The organism is Natronocalculus amylovorans, from assembly GCF_023638035.1.
Taxonomy (GTDB): domain Archaea; phylum Halobacteriota; class Halobacteria; order Halobacteriales; family Haloferacaceae; genus Natronocalculus; species Natronocalculus amylovorans.
This window is the reverse complement of sequence record NZ_JAKRVX010000002.1, coordinates 1-18,237: the sequence shown is the minus strand read 5'-3', so window position 1 is coordinate 18,237 and position 18,237 is coordinate 1. Positions and strand designations below refer to the sequence as shown.

22 protein-coding genes are annotated in these 18,237 nt (G+C 51.7%); 8 read left to right on the top strand and 14 right to left on the bottom strand.

Going from position 1 to position 18,237, the window contains the following annotated elements:
• Nucleotides 1-17: 17 nt before the first annotated feature.
• From psmA to thyA, 5 genes are all read right to left on the bottom strand, one after another.
• A complete protein-coding gene (gene psmA, locus AArcSt2_RS04350) occupies nt 18-797 on the bottom strand; it encodes an archaeal proteasome endopeptidase complex subunit alpha (protein WP_174654168.1) in 780 nt (259 codons plus the stop codon).
• Nucleotides 798-884: 87 nt separating this feature from the next.
• Complete coding sequence (locus AArcSt2_RS04345; RefSeq protein ID WP_174654167.1) at nt 885-1,073, bottom strand: HVO_2922 family protein; 189 nt, start codon at nt 1,071-1,073, stop codon at nt 885-887.
• Between the two features lie 50 nt (nt 1,074-1,123).
• Nucleotides 1,124-1,693 carry a 5' nucleotidase, NT5C type gene (locus AArcSt2_RS04340; protein WP_174654166.1) on the bottom strand — a complete coding sequence of 190 codons (570 nt, stop codon included), beginning with the start codon at nt 1,691-1,693 and terminating at the stop codon, nt 1,124-1,126.
• Between the two features lie 61 nt (nt 1,694-1,754).
• Nucleotides 1,755-2,270 carry a dihydrofolate reductase gene (locus tag AArcSt2_RS04335; RefSeq protein WP_250583204.1) on the bottom strand — a complete coding sequence of 172 codons (516 nt, stop codon included), beginning with the start codon at nt 2,268-2,270 and terminating at the stop codon, nt 1,755-1,757.
• Entirely contained in the window at nt 2,271-3,281 is a 1,011-nt protein-coding gene (thyA, locus tag AArcSt2_RS04330; RefSeq protein WP_250583202.1) for a thymidylate synthase, read from the bottom strand.
• Nucleotides 3,282-3,375: 94 nt separating this feature from the next.
• On the opposite strand from thyA, the gene AArcSt2_RS04325 reads away from it, so the two are divergent.
• Entirely contained in the window at nt 3,376-3,957 is a 582-nt protein-coding gene (locus AArcSt2_RS04325; RefSeq protein WP_250583200.1) for an MBL fold metallo-hydrolase, read from the top strand.
• 6 nt (nt 3,958-3,963) lie between these two features.
• Here the strand turns inward: AArcSt2_RS04325 and AArcSt2_RS04320 are convergent, their stop codons facing one another.
• Both AArcSt2_RS04320 and AArcSt2_RS04315 read right to left on the bottom strand, forming a co-directional pair.
• Nucleotides 3,964-4,791, bottom strand: a complete 828-nt coding sequence (locus AArcSt2_RS04320) for an ATPase (RefSeq protein ID WP_250583198.1) — start codon at nt 4,789-4,791, stop codon at nt 3,964-3,966.
• Nucleotide 4,792: 1 nt separating this feature from the next.
• On the bottom strand, nt 4,793-5,071 hold the full coding sequence (locus AArcSt2_RS04315) for a DUF5827 family protein (protein WP_174654161.1): 279 nt from the start codon (nt 5,069-5,071) through the stop codon (nt 4,793-4,795).
• Nucleotides 5,072-5,185: 114 nt separating this feature from the next.
• Between AArcSt2_RS04315 and AArcSt2_RS04310 the strand changes: the two genes are divergently transcribed.
• Nucleotides 5,186-5,608, top strand: coding sequence for a DUF7522 family protein (locus AArcSt2_RS04310; protein WP_250583196.1), 423 nt, complete (start codon nt 5,186-5,188; stop codon nt 5,606-5,608).
• A 57-nt stretch (nt 5,609-5,665) separates the two neighbouring features.
• Here the strand turns inward: AArcSt2_RS04310 and sod are convergent, their stop codons facing one another.
• Nucleotides 5,666-6,268 carry a superoxide dismutase gene (gene sod, locus AArcSt2_RS04305; RefSeq protein WP_250583194.1) on the bottom strand — a complete coding sequence of 201 codons (603 nt, stop codon included), beginning with the start codon at nt 6,266-6,268 and terminating at the stop codon, nt 5,666-5,668.
• 123 nt (nt 6,269-6,391) lie between these two features.
• On the opposite strand from sod, the gene AArcSt2_RS04300 reads away from it, so the two are divergent.
• The 3 genes from AArcSt2_RS04300 (at nt 6,392) to AArcSt2_RS04290 (ending at nt 10,324) form a co-directional block, all read left to right on the top strand.
• Nucleotides 6,392-7,411 (top strand): LLM class flavin-dependent oxidoreductase, encoded by a 1,020-nt coding sequence (locus AArcSt2_RS04300; RefSeq protein WP_250583192.1) that lies wholly within the window; start codon nt 6,392-6,394, stop codon nt 7,409-7,411.
• 115 nt (nt 7,412-7,526) lie between these two features.
• Nucleotides 7,527-9,224 (top strand): L-lactate permease, encoded by a 1,698-nt coding sequence (locus tag AArcSt2_RS04295; RefSeq protein ID WP_250583190.1) that lies wholly within the window; start codon nt 7,527-7,529, stop codon nt 9,222-9,224.
• 113 nt (nt 9,225-9,337) lie between these two features.
• Entirely contained in the window at nt 9,338-10,324 is a 987-nt protein-coding gene (locus AArcSt2_RS04290) for a Gfo/Idh/MocA family protein (RefSeq protein ID WP_250583188.1), read from the top strand.
• A gap of 63 nt (nt 10,325-10,387) precedes the next feature.
• Here the strand turns inward: AArcSt2_RS04290 and AArcSt2_RS04285 are convergent, their stop codons facing one another.
• The 3 genes from AArcSt2_RS04285 to AArcSt2_RS04275 form a co-directional block, all read right to left on the bottom strand.
• Nucleotides 10,388-11,428, bottom strand: a complete 1,041-nt coding sequence (locus tag AArcSt2_RS04285; RefSeq protein WP_250583186.1) for a two-component system sensor histidine kinase NtrB — start codon at nt 11,426-11,428, stop codon at nt 10,388-10,390.
• A 97-nt stretch (nt 11,429-11,525) separates the two neighbouring features.
• Nucleotides 11,526-11,810, bottom strand: a complete 285-nt coding sequence (locus AArcSt2_RS04280) for a hypothetical protein (protein ID WP_250583184.1) — start codon at nt 11,808-11,810, stop codon at nt 11,526-11,528.
• Nucleotides 11,811-11,917: 107 nt separating this feature from the next.
• Nucleotides 11,918-12,481, bottom strand: a complete 564-nt coding sequence (locus tag AArcSt2_RS04275) for a DoxX family protein (RefSeq protein ID WP_250583182.1) — start codon at nt 12,479-12,481, stop codon at nt 11,918-11,920.
• A 181-nt stretch (nt 12,482-12,662) separates the two neighbouring features.
• Here AArcSt2_RS04275 and AArcSt2_RS04270 point away from each other — a divergent pair, with 181 nt between their 5' ends.
• The 3 genes from AArcSt2_RS04270 (at nt 12,663) to AArcSt2_RS04260 (ending at nt 14,697) form a co-directional block, all read left to right on the top strand.
• Entirely contained in the window at nt 12,663-13,952 is a 1,290-nt protein-coding gene (locus tag AArcSt2_RS04270; protein WP_250583180.1) for a DUF418 domain-containing protein, read from the top strand.
• A gap of 34 nt (nt 13,953-13,986) precedes the next feature.
• Nucleotides 13,987-14,301 (top strand): DUF8152 family protein, encoded by a 315-nt coding sequence (locus AArcSt2_RS04265; protein WP_250583178.1) that lies wholly within the window; start codon nt 13,987-13,989, stop codon nt 14,299-14,301.
• A gap of 189 nt (nt 14,302-14,490) precedes the next feature.
• Nucleotides 14,491-14,697: a hypothetical protein gene (locus tag AArcSt2_RS04260; RefSeq protein ID WP_250583176.1), complete on the top strand. Its 207-nt coding sequence runs from the start codon at nt 14,491-14,493 to the stop codon at nt 14,695-14,697.
• A 117-nt stretch (nt 14,698-14,814) separates the two neighbouring features.
• On the opposite strand, the gene AArcSt2_RS04255 is transcribed toward AArcSt2_RS04260, so the two are convergent.
• The 3 genes from AArcSt2_RS04255 to AArcSt2_RS04245 all read right to left on the bottom strand — a co-directional run bounded on the left by AArcSt2_RS04255 (nt 14,815) and on the right by AArcSt2_RS04245 (nt 17,915).
• A complete protein-coding gene (locus tag AArcSt2_RS04255; protein ID WP_250583174.1) occupies nt 14,815-16,239 on the bottom strand; it encodes a zinc ribbon domain-containing protein in 1,425 nt (474 codons plus the stop codon).
• Entirely contained in the window at nt 16,236-17,408 is a 1,173-nt protein-coding gene (locus AArcSt2_RS04250; RefSeq protein ID WP_250583172.1) for a thiolase C-terminal domain-containing protein, read from the bottom strand. Before AArcSt2_RS04250 ends, AArcSt2_RS04255 begins: the two co-directional genes overlap by 4 nt.
• 129 nt (nt 17,409-17,537) lie before the next feature.
• Complete coding sequence (locus tag AArcSt2_RS04245) at nt 17,538-17,915, bottom strand: hypothetical protein (protein ID WP_250583170.1); 378 nt, start codon at nt 17,913-17,915, stop codon at nt 17,538-17,540.
• Between the last annotated feature and the right edge of the window lie 322 nt (nt 17,916-18,237).

Genomic DNA, 18,237 nt, shown 5'->3' with positions numbered 1-18,237 from the left:
TACCGGTTGAGAGACCCTTACTCTTCCTCGCCTTCCGCTTCCTCGTCTTCTGCTTCGTCGTCCTCATCCGGATCAGTCTCGATACCGAGCGAATCAAACGCCGCCTCGATCTCTTCGGCTGTGAGATCAACATACCCATCATCATCGGTCACGGTTGCGACACTGATCTCCCCTGGGAGGAGTTCATCGTTTGCAGCTCTGAGTGCTTTGACTGCAAGTTCGACACCTTCTTCGACGGTAAGTTCGTCGTGCCACTCCTCTTCGAGGAGCGCTTGGATATCAGCACTGCCCCCACCGATCACGGTTGCTTTCCACTCGTTTGGTGTCCCCGATGGGTCAGCCCCGAAGAGTCGAGGTGTGCCGCCGTTGTCAATTCCTGCAACAAGGAGTGCTGCACCGTATGGGCGAGTCCCGCCGCGCTGGGTATTCTCCTGAATGTGGTCGGTGACGTATTTGGTAAGCGTCTCAACGCCGACTGGCTCTCCGTAGCGGAGCCGGTTCATCTGTGACATCCGCCGAGCGAAATCAATCAACTGGCGGGCGTCAGCAACATGGCCTGCGCTTGCAGTCCCGACATGCGTATCGAGTTTGTGGAGTTTCTCAATACTCTCTGGAACCATAAGCGACGATGCTGCTCTGCTCTGCGCAGCCAACACGACACCGTCCTCTGTTCGAATCCCAACTGACGGTGCACCACGCGAGACAGCCTCACGTGCATATTCGACCTGGTAGATCCGTCCGTCAGGGGAGAAAAGTGATGTCCCTCGATCGTATGCCTGTTGATCGTTTCCTCTCATTGGGTCCCTCCGAACAACTGACCGACTGCGAACTGATTCATCAGTACGGTATATGAACCCCTGTGGGAAAAACCCTTGTTAAGCGGGTTAATTATCTGTTTCGACGATCGATGCATCCGGCGCATTCTGTTTGACGCTTTTGATGCCTTGTTCTGCCTTCTGTTTTGAGGCATACCCCTCACCGCTGTCAGCAATGATATTTCCATTCTGATGGACCAACCGCCAGCGGAACTTGTCTTCTGCGTCGGTATACAGTTCAAATTGTGCCTTACTCATATCCATATTGTTAGCAAAGAGGATGATAACTGTTTGGGCGACCGCTCCTGCTAGAGTCGCGACAGCATCTCATCCCAGCGATCGGCGACAACTGCGCCATCACATGCAGTCGGGTCGCTGTATGGCTGTTTGAACAAGCCGCCTGCCATTCCCTCCTCAATCGCATTTTGGACGTTCAGGTGATAATCATCGACAAGTAAGTCGCCGTCAAGCAACCCTTTGTTTCGCGGCACATCCTGAATAATCTCGTCGTATGGTATGCCATGTTCTGAGAGCCACTGTTCGGTTACGTCATGTGTTGTCGCTGGCCGATGCGTTGCTATCTTGACTGTATGGCCCTGTGCTTGGAACCAGCCAGCCGCATCTTTTGCCCCATCGATCGGGTCCATTCCTAACAAGAACCACTCTGGCTTCGTCGTGAGTGCCTCATCAATGAGTTCGCCAATATGGCGATCAATCGCATCAATCTGATATGACCATTCCGTAATATCTGCTCGCGTCAACGAAACACCATACTCCGCCTCTGTGTACTCAAGTAATCGTGGCGTATTGTCACACAGTGTGCCATCAACGTCCAACAACACGGTTGCGTGCTCTGTGTGGGAAAGTCCCGTACTCATTACATACCATATGTCCCGCAAACGTGTGAACGTATCCCTTCCCTTCCTTTTTTGTCTCTACTTACGTCTCGGTATTTTTTCGAACGTACTCAACAAATGAGAAGCCGTCTCGATCGTCACGATCGGCTTCGACCCACACAGTATGGTCCCATGTCGGGAATGTCGTGTCACCGTCATAGGCTGTTTCGAGTTCGGTCAATACGAGTCGATCGGCGTGCGGTAAGAACTGCTCGTAGACCGTAGCCCCACCGATGACGAAGATCCGATCGTCATCATGCTCTCTCGCCACATCGATCGCCGTAGAGATACCGTCAACAACAATCACACCGTCATGCACTGTTGGATCGCTTCGGCTCAACACAATGTTTGTCCGACCTGGGAGTGGCCCATTGATCGCAGACGTGATGCTCTCGTAGGTTTTTCGCCCCATAATCACCGGATGGCCCATTGTGGTCTGTTTGAAATGTGTGAGATCTTCGGGGAGATGCCATGGCATCTCGTTGTCTGCACCGATGACACCGTTTTCTGCAACGGCAGCAATGAGTGCAATCTCTGGCTGTGTCTCTGTGTTGCTCATTTATTCTGCAACACCGAAATCAAGTCCCGCGGCGGAATCATACGATCGAAGCTGAATACTATCGAATGTCAGATCCGAGAGCGGGACATCCTCAATCTCAATCGTTGGTCGATCGCGCGGTGCTCTTGAACACTGCAAGAGGAGGTTTGGGACGTGATCGTATGGCTTGCCCCGTGGATCTGTCTCCCCAGCTGGAACCTCCTCGCGTAGCCAATCCCGAACCTCGACATACTCTTCGGGTGCGTCTACAGCGGTAACACGGGATCGAAGCTCCTCAAGATTGTCTCCATACCATTGGCCTCGCGCTCCGGTGCCACAGTAAATGTGTGCATCGACGATCGTATGCCCAAACGTTCCAACCTCAAATCCGGTCTCTTGTGCAATCACATGTGTCAGCAACGAGTATGCCGCAATATTGAACGGAATCCCGAGTGCGGTGTCTCCCGATCGCTGCGTGAGATGGCAGTTGAGCCGATCGCCTTGGACATTACATACAAATGTATAGTGACACGGTGGGAGCGTTGACACCGTTGCATTCGCTGGATGCCATGCGTTCACAACAAGTCGGCGAGAGTGTGGATTCTCCTTGAGCGTATCAATAACGTACTGTAGCTGGTCAAATGTCCCGTCCGAATTGCACCATCGGTGTGACTCATCGGGCCACGTTTCACCCTCGAACCGATGGTCATCCTTCGGAAGCGGATACCGCCGCCAGAACCGGCCGTATGCGGTATCTAGTCGTCCATCGTCATCCGCCCACGCATCCCAGATGCTCGTCTCTTTTTGCAGCGATCGGATGTGCTCGTCACCGGAGAGATACCAGAGAAACTCGTGGATGAGTGAGTTCCAGCGGAATCCCGAGAGATCTTTTGTCGTTAGTAGTGGGAATCCCTGCTGGAGATCGATCCGGTAGTGTTGACTAAATGATGACAACGTGTCAACCCCGGTCCGATTCGGCTTGTACGTCGCATCAGTGAGGACGTTGTCGATGAGATCCAGATATTGGCGCATGGAATTGTCTACCTGTGTATTCGAGAGGGAAATCTAAATGTTGGTGTTTTTCGAATCCAAGCGTACATGACGGCGTGGCACCTGTGAATTCACAATGGCCCCAATACACAATCTCGCCGCAGGTGTCCAGGCATTCACAGCAAATGCGTTCTTGGTACAGGGCGATCGGACCGTCCTCGTTGATACAGGCGCGAACTTTGATATCGTCTCACGAATTGAAGATCGAACGGACTCACTTGATGCGATCGTCCTCACGCACACTCATCCGGACCATATTGGGAATGTCAAGGCGGTCAAAACTGCATTCGACGTTGAGACGTGGGGCTCTGATACTGGCCAGTCAGCAACCGACAATCCAATCGCAGACGAAGAAAGGCTTACAATCGGATCACATAGCTACCGTGCATTCCACACACCAGGGCACAAAAACGACCATCTCTGTTTGTATGCTGCCGAGCCCGGGATTCTCTTCGCTGGTGACCTTGTGTTTCAAAACGGATCGTTCGGTCGAACCGATCTCGAAGAGGGCGATCGAGCGCGGTTGATCGAGAGCATTGATCGACTCTGTACTGTGGTCTCTCCGGACCTTTCGGAGATGCATGTCGGACATGGACAAAGTGTACTGACAGATCCATACGCACACATCGAACTCGCTGGACAGATGGCGAGACGATAGCGATCGTTACGACTGGGCAGCTGTGAGAAGCCCACTGTATGCATCTTCGTACGCGGTTGCGATCGCTTCTGGGTCCGCCCGCATGCTGCTTGTGAGTGCTGGCAATTCGTGCACCGACAGCGGTTCAATAAACTCAAGGACTCGATCGACCCGCTCTTCTAACTGTCCTTCCTGTGCACTGCCGCTCGCAACCGATCGAGCCGTCTCGTATCGGTCGCCAGCGTAGATTCGCGCTCTGGTTGGTTCAACAACGGCAACTGCATCAAAATCGATCGACTGAACTGGGGTTGCGATATCGCCGTACGATTCAACAACAACGGGGTCTGTTTCGTTGATTTGGGACTCAACGCGATCGAACGCCGGAACATACAGTTCGGCCATTAGCTCGTTAAATTCCGGAATCGATCGTACACGCGGTGCATTGGATAGTGGCAGTGATTCGTATACTGCGTCGGGGACCAACCCTGCATCTTCCGCATCACCATTCATAATAAACCGATCGCCATCGGCTGTCCGAACCCGATCGACGAGGAACGTCCGACCGTTCTCACCGAGTAACCCTCGTCTGTCCGGCGTTGGCCGCCACAGCCGATGGACCGGATTCTGCAACTCTTCGGGCTCGGGTGTCGCGCTGACCGCAGTCAGTGTGTGAACGTCTTTTCCATAGAGTCGCCCCTCACCGATCGATCGCTGTACGTCGTCGTGATCGAACCAGTAGTCGTTTCCTGCCCGTGGTTTGAACCCCACTGCATCCTCGATCGAGTCAATAAGTCCCGCTGAGAACGTGGTCTTTCCGGCATCAACACGAGCACTCCCTGCAACAAGCAGCTTCATTTCACTCGTCGGTCTCGGTTTTCAGGCCGTAGTATCCGGGCTCCTCCTCAGTTGGTGGCTCTGCAATGAGCAACTCGTCTGCGTTTCGCATAATCCACGGAATTGCCCAATCTAGGAGGATATCCTCGACACCTTCGTCGATCGACGCATCCGGATCGAGTCCCTGCAAGAGCCGTGCAATCTCATAGACGGTGTACATCTGTTCATTTTCGAGTAACTCTTCAGGTGTGTAGAAATCACATGGATAGAGCGACTCAAAGTCCGATTTTGGTCGTGGCATATCCATCGATTGGCGATCGATCGCGTAAATAGTGACGATTAGATCGGTGAAACTGCGAGTTTACTTATGAATGTCGATAGATTCATATCTGATCGAGTATGCGTGTCAATCACAATGACGATGTCGGAGTTGAAGTTGAAGGTTGTTTCACTGTGTGAATCATTTGCCGGAGACGCACTTCGAGATGTATGGACGTTTGATGCAGAAACGGAGGAGTCACTGTTTGTTCGGCCAGATGTACACGAACAGATTGAGGCAGTTTCTGTTGAACGGTTTATTGATGCAGAACGATATGACTACATCACCCACGATACCTATGAGGCTCTCTACTATACGGAGTATGAGTTTACTGTCCGTGGGATGTCGGAATTTGAGCAGTACCGAGTGTTTGTTGGCCCACGCGACGATCGGATCGGATTGCTAATCAGTTTTGATCCGAACGATGATGGCTACAACTACCGCAAACTGACACAACTCCTGACTGAAACAGTAACGTCCGGTACGATCGATCAACTGCATCCTACCGTAGACTCCTGATCGCCGCTGTTGGTTTCTATTAGTGCTGCAAAAAATACAGATCGGAGAGACTCGTGTCTACTCGAAGAGTTCGACGGCCTGTTCGTAGCGTGCTGCTGGTTCGTTCCAGTCGACGACGTTGAAGAATGCTTCAACGAAGTCGCCACGTGCTGGGCCGTAGTCGTGGTAGTAGGAGTGCTCCCAGACGTCGAGTGCGAGAATTGGGTGACCGCCCCAGATTGCACCTTGGTCGTGTTTGTCAACGACGACGTTTCGAAGCTGGTTCGAGAACGTATCGTACACCAAGAGCGCCCAGCCGGATGCACCACTGGCTGCGGCTTCGAACTCGCCTTTCCAGGCGTCATACGAGCCGAAATCCTCCGCAATTCGGTCTGCGAGTGCACCCTCTGGCTCGTCGCCGCCCTCTGGGGACATGTTCTGCCAGAACAGATCGTGTAGAATGTGTCCTGAAGAGTTGTGCGTTACCGATCGGATCGCACCGGCGGATGAACCAAAGTCGCCTGCGTCACGGTTTGCTTCGAGGGTCTCTTCGGCACTGTTCCAGCCGTTCACGTAGCTCTGATGGTGCGTGTCGTGGTGCCACGTAAGCACCTGCTCGGAGAGGTGTGGTTCAAGTGCGTCGTAGTCATATGGTAGTGGATCAAGTTCGTAGTCGCTCATATTGCATCTTTATATCTGATCGACAGACACATCAAGATTTTCTGTAATAGATTTCAGTAGCACTGATCGATCGGTATTCACTGCTTGCCGAATGGTTATTTTTCTCAAAGACAAACCTGTGTTATGGATCTCTCTATCGTCGATCTTTCTCCGGTTCCCGCTGGTCAAACCGCAACGGACGCGTTCAAGAATACGGTTACCGCTGCACAACAAGCAGAGGAACTTGGCTACTCCAGATTTTGGGTTGCAGAACACCATGGGATGGGGAATATCCTTGCGGGAACAACCCCAGAGGTGCTGCTTGGGCATCTTGCAGCAAAGACTGACTCAATCAGACTCGGATCCGGAGCCATTCTGCTAAACAACTATAGTGCGTTCAAAGTTGCCGAAGTGCTTGGGACGCTTGATGGACTTGCACCCGGTCGTATTGATGCCGGACTCGGCAGAGCAAACGGTTCGGAGGCAGTGGATCAAGCGCTTGAGACACAGCGATATGTCTCAAATCCTGACGAAGAACACAGCGAGAAAATCAAAGCCGTACTCAACCATCTCCATCACGAGTTCCCAGACGGCCATCCGTATAGTGGCCTTTCCGTCCCTCGATCGGACGACAACGCACCGGTTCCGTGGGTACTCGGATCAAGCTCGGCAAGCGCTAAAATTGCAGCCGCTCTCGGCCTTCGGTTCTGCTTTGCAGCCTTCATCCGGCCACAGTTTGCAACACACGCATTTGAGACCTACCGCCGAGAGTTTGAGCCATCGACGCTCCCCGGTGGACTTTCTAAACCGTATTCGATGGTTGCGCTCAACGCAATCTGTGCTGAGACTGACGAGGCGGCTGCGGAACTTCGATCGGTTGCGGAAGCAACATACAAACGGATGCAACGCGGTGTGATTGGGACGACGCCAACCGTCGAGACTGCAATTGATGAACTTGGCGGGATTCCCAAACCAACGCCTGCAACGCTAGCCGCTGATGAGTGGCCTCGATCGATCTCAGGCAGCCCTGACACAGTTCAGAAACTGATTACCCAACTTGCCGATCGAGTAGGGGCGGATGAGGTTATGATCCAACACGCGGTTGGTGATCATGCTGATGGGCTCCGATCGCACGAATTGATTGCAGACGTGGTTGGATTATAATTATTTTCCACACATTTTTTCACGCAGCAATCGTGATAAATATAAGCAACAAACAATGATGCGAAACTAATGAACATCCCGCTATTCAATTACTCCATCACTCGTGTGACACACAATGGTTGATACACTGTTTGCACTCCTTCCGTTACTCATTGTTGTATCGCTTCTCGTTGGGTTGCTGTGGCCTGCCTCGCGTGTGATGCCGCTCGCGTGGGCAACTGCCGCCGCCGTCGCGTTTGTTGTCTGGGAGATGCCGCTCAACTACATCGCTGCAGCGAGCATCACGGGTGTTATGGCCGCGATCGAAATTCTGTGGATCGTCTTTGGAGCGCTTGTCCTGTTATATACGCTGATGGCCTCCGGTGCGGTCGATCGAATCAACAGCGGATTCGCACAGATCAGTGACGATCGACGTGTGCAAGTGATTCTGCTTGGCTTCTTCCTCGCAACCTTTATTGAAGGTGTTGCTGGGTTTGGAACGCCTGCTGCAGTTGTTGCCCCATTGCTTCTTGCCCTTGGTTTTCCTGCATTAGCTGCGGTTGTCGCTGCCTTGATCGGCCATGCTGTTGCAACTGTATTCGGGGCTGTTGGGACGCCCGTTATTGTTGGGTTTGAAACACCACTCAATGCTGTCGAGGCACAAATTGCACAAGGTACTGGGCAGACGGTCTCCCAATTTTCTGCGGAGGCTGCGGTGTATGCTGCGCTTTTCAACGGCCTGCTTGGGATATTGATGCCGTTGGTTGCTGTGTCAATGATTGTCTACTTCTTTGGCGAAGACCGATCGCTCAAACCTGCACTTGACGTTGCACCGCTTGCGCTTCTCTCCGGTGTCTTGTTTGCCGTTCCGTACGTGCTCTCTGCATATCTTATCGGCCCGGAACTGCCATCGATCTTTGCTGCGATGATCGGTGGTGCGGTTGTCGTCGGCCTCCTCAAAGCAGGCTACTTTGTGCCTGACTCTGAGTGGGAGTTCCCGCCTCGTGAGTCATGGCCGTCGCATTGGGTTGGGACGATCGAACCAGGCACCGACGATGCTACTACTGGCACTGAGACCCAACCGCAGTCAATGAGTTTGCTTCGAGCATGGTCACCATATCTTATCCTGGTCGTGCTGCTCATCGGAACCCGTGTCATTGGTCCAATCGCCGCATTCTTGGAAGACGGGCCGCTGATGGCGATCGAGTGGAACGTGTTTGGTACTGGCCTTGTTGGTGAAATCGCGTGGGCATATGTGCCTGGAACGTGGCTTCTTCTCAGTGCAGTCATTGCAATTCCGCTGTTTGGAATGCGGCGCCCTGAGATTTCAAGCGCCTGGAAAGAGGCTGCTGGAAAGATTGTCTCACCGGCAGTTGCGCTCGTCTTTGTCATCGCAATGGTTGAGATTATGCTCGAAACAACAGCTCACGGGACGGCACCAGTTGACGGGAGCATGATTGTTGTCCTTGCTGATGCAACAGCTTCACTGACCGGTGCTGCATATCCGTTCTTCGCACCGATCGTTGGGATGGTCGGGGCGTTTGTTGCTGGGTCAATCACCGTCAGCAACATTACCTTCACAGCATTCCAATTTGAAGTCGGAACAACCCTTGGACTCTCTACAACGCTCCTCATCGCGGCCCAGTCGATCGGTGCTGCAATCGGGAATCTGATTGCGATTCATAATGTTATTGCAGCACTTGCAACCGTCGGCATGGCCGGTGCAACTGGCCGTGTAATTCGGCTCAATCTTATTCCAGTCGCGTACTATCTGATCGGTGGCGGGATCTTGACGACGATCGCCGTCTACGTTGTGTTCCCAACACTGTTTTGAGCTTCAGCTCCTCGCTTTCCCGACGCTGACTTGATTTGGTATGAACAGTATTATCACTGGTGCATGCACGCAAAATAGAGGGCTTCTTCAGATCGCGTGGTTACTACCCATGTATGTACTCCGTCGGAATTGTTGGTTGTGGGGTTATTGGATCGCGTCTTGCAGAGGCGTTCAACGAACACGAACAGACTACTATTCGGGCCGTTTGTGATCGGATTGAAAACAAAGCTGTCTCGATGGCAAACACGTACGACTGTGAGCCGGTCACTTCGGTTGACGAACTTGTTTCGATCGACACACTCGATATCGTCTACGTCGGTGTCCCACCGAAACACCATGCGAGCGTTGTCCGTGCTGCACTTGCTGCGGACAAACACGTTATTTGTGAAAAGCCGATCGCAGAGAACGCAAAAATTGGGAATGAACTGGTTGCGCTTGCCAAAGGAAGCGATCGAACAACTGCAATTAATTTTCCGTTCCGATACACGCCTGGATTCATTGCGATGCGCGATCGAATTGCTGCCGGAGAGATCGGCACCCCAAAACGTGTGTCCCTTCGCTTTCGCTTTCCAACGTGGCCCCGCGAGTGGCAAGATGTTGCATGGCTAACCGATCGAGAACAGGGTGGTCCACTGCGTGAAGTCGGGAGCCACTTTGTGTTCGCAACGCAGGAACTGTTCGGTGAGATTTCCGATATTACTGCGGCTGTCGAATACACTGCCCCAGAAAAATATGAAGCATCAATTGTCGGCACATTCGGTGCTGGAGACCGTGATGAGTCTGGGACTGCACACGTCTATGGAACGATCGACTTGCTCTGTAACTGCGCCGGTAGCGAAGAAAATAGTATTACCGTTGAAGGAACTGATGGATCGATATCACTGCAGGCATGGCGCCGCTTGGTTGCAAATCCTGGCGAGGAAAATGAACAGGTTATCACTGAAGAGCCAGGTGCAACAACAGCCGACCTTATTGATGAGTTTGTAACAACACTTGCGGGCAATGCTGGGAATCTCGTCTCATTCGGAGACGCAACTCGTGTGCAAGCAGTTCTCGACACCATTTTTTACGGTGTGGAAGCCGATGAAGTAGCGAAATAGCTTCGTATATAATTACAAAAATAGCCGACAAATACGCATGCAATCTACCAACCGATTCGATCGTTAATTTATAACTGCAACATCTCTGATTTCAAACCGTGCACTGTCAGTCGCAGTCTCTGTAACCTGCAGCTCCCACCCATGTGCGTCAACGATTCGTTTGACAATCCCGAGGCCTAGTCCGGTCCCATTTTGGCGCGTTGAGTAGCCAGTTTCAAATATCAACTCTCGATCTTCTGACGGAATACCTGGACCGTCGTCCTCGATATAGAACCCATCCTCGAGATCTCCAACAGAGATTACCGCATCATCTTGACCGTGGTCGATCGCATTTCTGAATATATTCTCCAGTAACTGTATCAGTTGCAGTCGGTCGGCGTTGATTAGCTGTGTTGTTTTTATTTCAAGTGTTGCATCTTTGGTGATCGTGTTTGCCCAACAAACGTTACAAATATCCGTAAGATCAACCATTTCGAGACTCACTTGTTGTGTCTCTATCCGTGTACTAGTTAACAAACTATCAATTAGTGCCTCCATCCGATCGAGCGCATCATCGATAGCAGAAAAATATTCATTTGGGTACTCTTCTTGGGCCAATTTTAGATACCCTCGTGCCACCCCAAGGGGGTTTCGGAGATCATGCGAGACAATTCCTGCAAACGCTTCGAGTCGCTCATTCGCACGTTCAAGCTCGTCTTGTTGCCGTTTTTGTTTTGAGATATCTCGTGTATTGATAACGTAGTACCCGTTTGGTGTTGGATTCGAGGAGGCGACGGACTCAACCCAAACATACGTTCCATCCGCCTTGAGATGCCGATACTCGATCGCTTCGACAACAAACTCCGTACTCAAGGCCACGTTTTCGAACGCATTGTACACTCTGTCGCGGTCGTCTGGATGGAAACAATCCATGCATAACTCACCAACCAATGCTTCTTGGCTAAAACCTAACAGGCGCTCAATTGATGGACTTTGATACCGGATCGTGCCGTCTATATCAAGCAACGAAAGAAGATTTGTTGAATGGAGTGGTATCTCTTGAAGTGGAATCGTCCCCGCAGAATGAGACTGTGATTGTGGGTTATTGCCCCTCTCGTTACCCATGCGTAGTACAGTCTCTAGTGGGTTAATATTTTTTCGTGCGGCCAACCAGCTTGAGAGTAACCTATTTTATATAAATAATAGACCGGGTTGCAGGGGATCACGCTTCGTGCAGCCGCTGTGTGACTTCTGACGCTTGGTCAGTTAGCCGATCAGTTAGCTGTACGCGGCAACACGCCCGTTGCTGGTCTGTTGTGGATGGTGGTACTGTCACTGTAATTTCGACTTCTATGCTTTTGTTCTGTACTGTGCGCTCGACTACCACCTCTGTCGCATCTGCACAATCTATCCATGAGAGCACCCAGTCTGCAATCCATGATTCGTGCGCTTCGTTTGACTCTTCGACTGTATATGTAGTCACATACTCATGTGTAGCCGTGGACATTGCCAACGACCTCCTGTTAGTTCTGTAATGGAAACGGTGATAACTGCAGCCAACACCCACTGTGGTAGCTGCAAGCGGGGCATAGACCGGTATTTGTTATCGGTGTGTCACCCGAGGAAGTACCGTGCACGCGGGTACTTCTCGATGAGTGGTTCGCCGCCGATTTCGACCTGTTCGATGTATTTGTCCGCGCCGAGGATTCGGCCTGCGGCGAACGCGCCGATCGCGAGGAAGACGATCGCGTAGATGAGGGTGGAGTCGAAGGCTGCGAGGATGTCTCCTTCCCAGCCGCCGAGGTAGAACATCGACATTTGGAGTGCACCACCGAGGGCGGCGAGTCGGACGAAGCCGCCGAAGATGAGGGCAACGCCGATGAGGACTTGGGTGACCGGGACGATGATGTTGATGAGTTCCATGAGGGCGGGGCTTGCGGCCATGGCACCGAAGAGGCCGCTGACCGGGCTGGCTGGATCGACGTTTGCGAGATAGCCACTTGCGTTGAATGCTTCTCCGCTGACGAAGGCGAACTTATCGAGGCCAGCGAAGAGAATCATCCCACCCATGACAAGGCGAAGGGTGACGACGAACCAGGCTGACAGCGAGTGGGGTTCGCCTTCGAGGGTAATTCCAGCGAGGCTGCTTTCGAACTTGTTGGTAGCTTTCGTGGACATTGGGAGTTCCTCCTACAGATAGACAAACGGGTGAGAAACCCGTATAAATCGGGGCCAATTCCCGGTTTGTGCATATATCATGGTTTGTTCCCCCTGCATTTGGGGCTTTTATATGTGGGTGTGCGTATTTGCGAACTTATTTCTCCTGTTCCCCTAGATACGTTGATATATCTGTCTTAAAATGTCAACAACACCCTCCTCACCGACCCCATCGACTGATTCAACAGAGCCAAATACATCCAGTGAGCACCCCCGGCCAACGGCACCGTCCGATCGCATTCTCAGCCTTGATGTACTCCGAGGGTTTGCGCTGCTTGGTATTCTTGTGATCAATATCTGGGCATTTGGATTACCACTTATTGGGTGGATAAACCCAACGCTGTACGGTGATTTTTCGGGCATCAACTACGCAGCATGGTTTGTGAGCCATGTCTTCTTTGAGCAGAAGTTTGTCACACTGTTCAGTATGCTCTTTGGGGCTGGAATTGTTCTCTTTATGGAATCTAAAGAGCGCAAAGACCAGCCAGCACGACGACTACATTTCAAACGAAGTTTCTGGCTCCTTGCGATCGGCTTACTGCATGCGTACCTCCTGTGGTACGGTGATATCCTTGTTGCGTACGCGATGTGTGGGTTTATTCTCGTCTTCGTCCGCCGATGGTCTGCAAAACGGCTTCTCATCATTGGTCTAATTATGTTCTTGCTTCCTGTGTTGTTCTACGTGGCTGCCGGTGTTGGATATGTTGTCTCCGATCCCGGAATGCAAGCCGAAATTGAAGCCTCGATTCTTGCAGGCTTTGGCGCAGATCAGGGCGCTGTAGATGAAGAGATTGCAGCGTATCAAGGGAGTTGGCTCGAACAGATCGAATACCGAGCACCAACACTGTTTGCGATGCAGACTGTTGGCTTCCTTTTTGAATCTTTCTGGACGCTTGGCGGGTTGATGGTCATCGGGATGGCACTGTACAAATGGGGGTTGCTAACAAACGATCGAAGCCCGCAGTTCTACCTAAAACTGCTCGTAACTGCCGGTTTGATCGGTTTCACGCTAATACTCGTTGGCGTCTGGTACCGCGAGGCTGTGGCGTGGGATACCGCACAAGTGCTGCTAATTGGGCGAAGTTTCAATTATATTGGATCGCTCTTCGTGTCACTTGCATATCTCTCCGGGATTATGCTGCTCTGCCGAAGCGCTGCCGATGGCCTCATTGCAACGGCCCTCTCGGCAGTTGGGAGAACTGCCTTTTCGAACTATCTACTACAGACTCTCATTGCAACAACCATTTTTTATGGACACGGGTTGGGACTATTTGCGACACTAACCCGAGCCGAACTGCTTGCCATCGTTGTCCTACTCTGGTCAATTCAAATACCCCTGTCGATCGCATGGCTCAACCGGTTCCAATACGGCCCTGTGGAGTGGGTCTGGCGAACGCTCACATATGGTACACGGCAACGATTACAGCGTTGAATTAACCCCGTTGAGAACGTAGCATCCTACAATAATGATGTCCGACCGTCATCCATACGACATCCCAAAGCGCAGACAAGCGGCGCTTGATGCACTTTGTGAGCATCTGATCGCTACTGGTGAGCAACCGATCGATCCAGCAACAAACCGATGGCTTGCGGAAGCAGAGGCCGTTGCTCGTGATGCCGCGAGTGATGGTATCTCCCCTGACGCACAGACTAAGCGAATTCAACAAGTGCAGATGCTATTGGAATCTGCCGATGAGATCTCTGAGCCGACTGCAGCCGCGCACGTGGCGGCCGCAGTTGATTGTTGTGTGCAACTCCTTTCAGAAAACGACTCAGAGTGAATTGATAAGAGCGTATTCTATCTTGCATGCGAATAAATCTAAATCTACATTCGTAGTGTAAAAGTAGAATTTCATATCTGGATGTTTCAGTCTATTCCACAACCTAATATGATCTTAATATATTTCCACACTTGCTATCTGTATGTCCAAAAGCTATTTACACTATTTCCCTGTATGATATGTTGACGTATGACAGAACCGATGTACAAATTCGTCGAACCGGTTGGAGGATTCGATGAGGATGATATTGCATCCGTAACCGCCCGATTCGGAGATTGGCACCTGTACGATCTTCGCTTGACGTCGGCAAGCAATCACCTCACTACCTCGGTTGAACTGACTGAAGCAACGCTTGAACTGGTTACAGAGCCAGTCACACAAACGGAGGGATCATAAGATCCGGAACATATCAACGCTGCGCGAACCTCGAGCCAAGTCAGTATTGTCTCAGCTTTCGGTTATGGTTCCACAAACCTAACCATCACAGACAGACACAGAGGCGATCCACCTTCACTAGTCCGTCTGTCTGTTCTTCATGTTCGGTGTGAATTTCACACCATATCGTACAACACCTTCTTGTTCGTATATCCGGCGGATTGTCGATCGAACAGTGTCTCCGATCTCAATCGCGACCTCATCAGTATCGATATCTGTGAGCTGTGCAGGCACTCGAACTGATTGATCACCAACAGGTAGCTCAACGATCACAGCAGCGTACCTCCCACTCCGTTGCTGATATGTGGTAAACTCCGGTGGTGCACCGCCATGTCCAATGACAGAGGCTGCGACGATCGTTCCCTCACGTTCGGCAGGTACGTGTTCAAACGAAACCCGCTCATGGCAGGTCTGACAGGCCCCATCCGGTGGAAATGAGATCGAATCACACAGCGGACAGCGACCTGCAACGAGCCGATACCGTGAATCAAGCGACCGCTGCCATGTTGGAAGACTTACATTTGCACCTCCACCCGTGATCTGTTCAGTGCCGAGGTACCCTCGCTGTCGGAGATATGTCGCGTATGTGAGAGACTCTGTCTCATCAAAATCGAGGAGTCCACTCACATTTAGCGATCCCGTACAATTGAATGCAGCAGCGGTTCCACCACCATAGAATACGGCGAGGGTGTCTTCTCCCGTAGTTGCTTCGCTGAGTGCCTTGAGCAGTCCGATCGCAACAGTAGCTGTGCCTGCATCACCGATGGTCTTGACGACCAGTCCGTGGGAGAGCTTTTTTGTATCAATCGATAGCGATCGTGCAATCCGATATGGGAGTGTTCCGTTCGGTTGGTGTAATACGGCATAATCGATGCTGCGATCGGTAGCCGTGTTCTCCATTGCAGCAGTTACCGCAGTGATGATTGTCTCTCTCTCATAGTTGGTTATCCCGAGCGACTGCACCGAGTCAGCAGTCCGAAATCGAATCCCTGGTGCATCAAGGCTGTACCAGCCAACCGAAGACACTGCAGTCCTTGCATCCTCACCAATGAGCATTGCTGCGGCACCTGCTCCAAGGGGATGGTCCGTTGTTGCTGGTATCCCAACTGGATAATCGCTGCAGACGACGATCGACAACCCATCCCTGTCGATTGCAGTTGCAAGTGCCTCTGCGCCACTGGCAGTGTGTTGGGTCAGGGTTGCTGTTCGCACATTGGCTGGCAGCCCAGTTGCAGTACGGAGTTTGGCTACCAGGTCACCTTCAGCAAGCGGTGGTGTGGTCGTTGCAACTGCAACGTGATCAACGTCATTTCGATCGGCTGTCGAGTTTGAAAAGAGACGTTCAACGGCTTCGATTGCCATCGTCAACGTGTCTTCATCAGCCGCTGGCACGGCTTTCTCATCAATGCCTTTGGCTGTCGACTGCCCCCACGTCTCAGAAATGTTTGCCGTTTTAAGCCGCCAACGTGGGACGTATATCGCGGCTTCAAGAATACCTCTCATCGTCTCCCCTCCACTCGCTCAAGAATTGCCACAGTTGCACCGCCTCCGCTTCCACCGACATTGTGTGCCAATCCGTACGTTGGATCTGAAACCTGAACCGCTGCGGTTCCTCTGAGCTGCGATACCAATTCGACAATCTGGCCAGTCCCAGTTGCGCCGATCGGATGTCCTTTTGATTTGAGGCCACCGCTCGTGTTCGTTGGAAGCGATCCATCTGGGTTCGTCTCACCAGCCCGAATGAATGCCCCTGCGTCGCCACGCTCACAAAACCCTAAATCCTCATATGCGAGCAGTTCAGCAATCGCAAAACAGTCGTGCAGCTCTGCAACGTCGATCGAATCCGGATCCACCCCTGCCTCAGCATACGCATCTGTGGCCGCTCGAACAGTTGCGGGGATACGTGTGAGAGTTTCTCGTTGGAATAGCCCCACCCGACCGCTTGAGGCACCGGTTCCTGCAACACGAATCATCGGTACAGACAGCTCACGAGCAACCTCCGATGTAGCGACGAGTACCGCGCTTGCGCCATCGCTTGTTGGACAGCAATGATAGAGATTTAACGGGTCAGCAACCAGTGGTGCATTCACTGCGTCATCAAGTGTACAGTCAAATTGGAGGTGCGCCTTCTCATTCTTTGCACCGTTGGCATGATTCTTGACCGCAACCCGGCTCAGGTCTTCTACTGTCGTGCCATGTTTTTTCATATGTGCGCTTGCCATCTGTGCATAGACACCAGCAAACGTTGTTCCACTCATCCGTTCGTACTCCATCTCACCGCTGACGCCGAGCCACCATTTTGTCTGATCTGCGCTCGTATCTGTCATCACTTCATACCCCCCAGCAAGTGCCACATCTGCCATCCCCGATCGAACAGCAGCCACTGCTTGTCTGAACGCATAGCCGCTCGCTGCACAGGCATTTTCAATCCGTGTTGTCGGTATTCCATGTAGACCAACATATTCCGTTACTGCTGGTGCGCTGAGTCCAATCTGGCGACCACCAACGCCGAGCGTCCCTAGGTATGCCTCATCTATCTGCCCGGGAGAAAATCCGTCACCGACACTTCTAAGAAGCGAATCAAACGCAGTATCAAACAGTGAGAGATACGTTTCGTCGGGAAAAGAGCCATATGGTGACTGACCTGCCCCGATCACGTAGACGTCTTTCATGATTATCTATGAAAAGCCCGATGTGAAAAAGATACAGATGCTCCGTTTTTGATCTCTGCTCTGTTGAAAGTTGGTAAGACGCCCGTGCAAGATTGCGACCGCGATCCTTGTTTTAGATTCCTTCAGATTTTATCGGTTCCCATTCTGAGCTGATTGTTGATACCCCTTACGTAGTTCAGTGATAACAATCAGTGCTATCGAAATCCCTACCAAACCCCAGATGACGGTCAACTCTGTTCCAGTGACTTCACTTGAAAACCCCGCAGCAAGTATGACTAACACGAGTGTGACAACACCTAACCGTGAACTTGTCGAGACAGATTGATCGGTTTTTATCAAATACAGTTGTGGGAGAATGCTCCCAAACAAGACTAAGAGGAGAAACATGACGACAAAACCCCACTGCCCCGGCAACCCGATAACGGTCTCAATAATGCCGAGAAGCACAAAACCACATAAGCCCGCCAGAAGGGTGGCAGCGATGATTTTATTCTCAGATGAAATCATATTCATTGGTCTCATCCTGAACACAAAAATTGTCGTGTCGTTGGTGCTACTATTTTTAATCTGCGTCTTTAGTCAAATTTGACAACTTCCGAAGATATCTGGCCAACCTGTGCAAAATACAGCCATTATGTTCAGTACGCCCAGAAAAACATATCACTCTTAGTGACATCCTCCCCGTGGTAAACGACGTCACAAGACGCTGAGCGTCTTGTTGGCCAATCAGAACACATGTGTTCTGATGACGGGGCTTCCCACACGGTGGGAATACCAGTTAATCGTCGTCACCAGAACCGTAGGTTCTGGTTGGCCCACGAGACATAGT

Coding starts and splice junctions, on each gene's coding strand:
- psmA (WP_174654168.1), bottom strand. CDS start 797: ATGAGAGGAAACGATCAACAGGCATACGATCGAGGGACATCACTTTTC.
- AArcSt2_RS04345 (WP_174654167.1), bottom strand. CDS start 1,073: ATGAGTAAGGCACAATTTGAACTGTATACCGACGCAGAAGACAAGTTC.
- AArcSt2_RS04340 (WP_174654166.1), bottom strand. CDS start 1,693: ATGAGTACGGGACTTTCCCACACAGAGCACGCAACCGTGTTGTTGGAC.
- AArcSt2_RS04335 (WP_250583204.1), bottom strand. CDS start 2,270: ATGAGCAACACAGAGACACAGCCAGAGATTGCACTCATTGCTGCCGTT.
- thyA (WP_250583202.1), bottom strand. CDS start 3,281: ATGCGCCAATATCTGGATCTCATCGACAACGTCCTCACTGATGCGACG.
- AArcSt2_RS04325 (WP_250583200.1), top strand. CDS start 3,376: ATGGCCCCAATACACAATCTCGCCGCAGGTGTCCAGGCATTCACAGCA.
- AArcSt2_RS04320 (WP_250583198.1), bottom strand. CDS start 4,791: ATGAAGCTGCTTGTTGCAGGGAGTGCTCGTGTTGATGCCGGAAAGACC.
- AArcSt2_RS04315 (WP_174654161.1), bottom strand. CDS start 5,071: ATGCCACGACCAAAATCGGACTTTGAGTCGCTCTATCCATGTGATTTC.
- AArcSt2_RS04310 (WP_250583196.1), top strand. CDS start 5,186: ATGACGATGTCGGAGTTGAAGTTGAAGGTTGTTTCACTGTGTGAATCA.
- sod (WP_250583194.1), bottom strand. CDS start 6,268: ATGAGCGACTACGAACTTGATCCACTACCATATGACTACGACGCACTT.
- AArcSt2_RS04300 (WP_250583192.1), top strand. CDS start 6,392: ATGGATCTCTCTATCGTCGATCTTTCTCCGGTTCCCGCTGGTCAAACC.
- AArcSt2_RS04295 (WP_250583190.1), top strand. CDS start 7,527: ATGGTTGATACACTGTTTGCACTCCTTCCGTTACTCATTGTTGTATCG.
- AArcSt2_RS04290 (WP_250583188.1), top strand. CDS start 9,338: ATGTACTCCGTCGGAATTGTTGGTTGTGGGGTTATTGGATCGCGTCTT.
- AArcSt2_RS04285 (WP_250583186.1), bottom strand. CDS start 11,428: ATGGGTAACGAGAGGGGCAATAACCCACAATCACAGTCTCATTCTGCG.
- AArcSt2_RS04280 (WP_250583184.1), bottom strand. CDS start 11,810: ATGTCCACGGCTACACATGAGTATGTGACTACATATACAGTCGAAGAG.
- AArcSt2_RS04275 (WP_250583182.1), bottom strand. CDS start 12,481: ATGTCCACGAAAGCTACCAACAAGTTCGAAAGCAGCCTCGCTGGAATT.
- AArcSt2_RS04270 (WP_250583180.1), top strand. CDS start 12,663: ATGTCAACAACACCCTCCTCACCGACCCCATCGACTGATTCAACAGAG.
- AArcSt2_RS04265 (WP_250583178.1), top strand. CDS start 13,987: ATGATGTCCGACCGTCATCCATACGACATCCCAAAGCGCAGACAAGCG.
- AArcSt2_RS04260 (WP_250583176.1), top strand. CDS start 14,491: ATGACAGAACCGATGTACAAATTCGTCGAACCGGTTGGAGGATTCGAT.
- AArcSt2_RS04255 (WP_250583174.1), bottom strand. CDS start 16,239: ATGAGAGGTATTCTTGAAGCCGCGATATACGTCCCACGTTGGCGGCTT.
- AArcSt2_RS04250 (WP_250583172.1), bottom strand. CDS start 17,408: ATGAAAGACGTCTACGTGATCGGGGCAGGTCAGTCACCATATGGCTCT.
- AArcSt2_RS04245 (WP_250583170.1), bottom strand. CDS start 17,915: ATGATTTCATCTGAGAATAAAATCATCGCTGCCACCCTTCTGGCGGGC.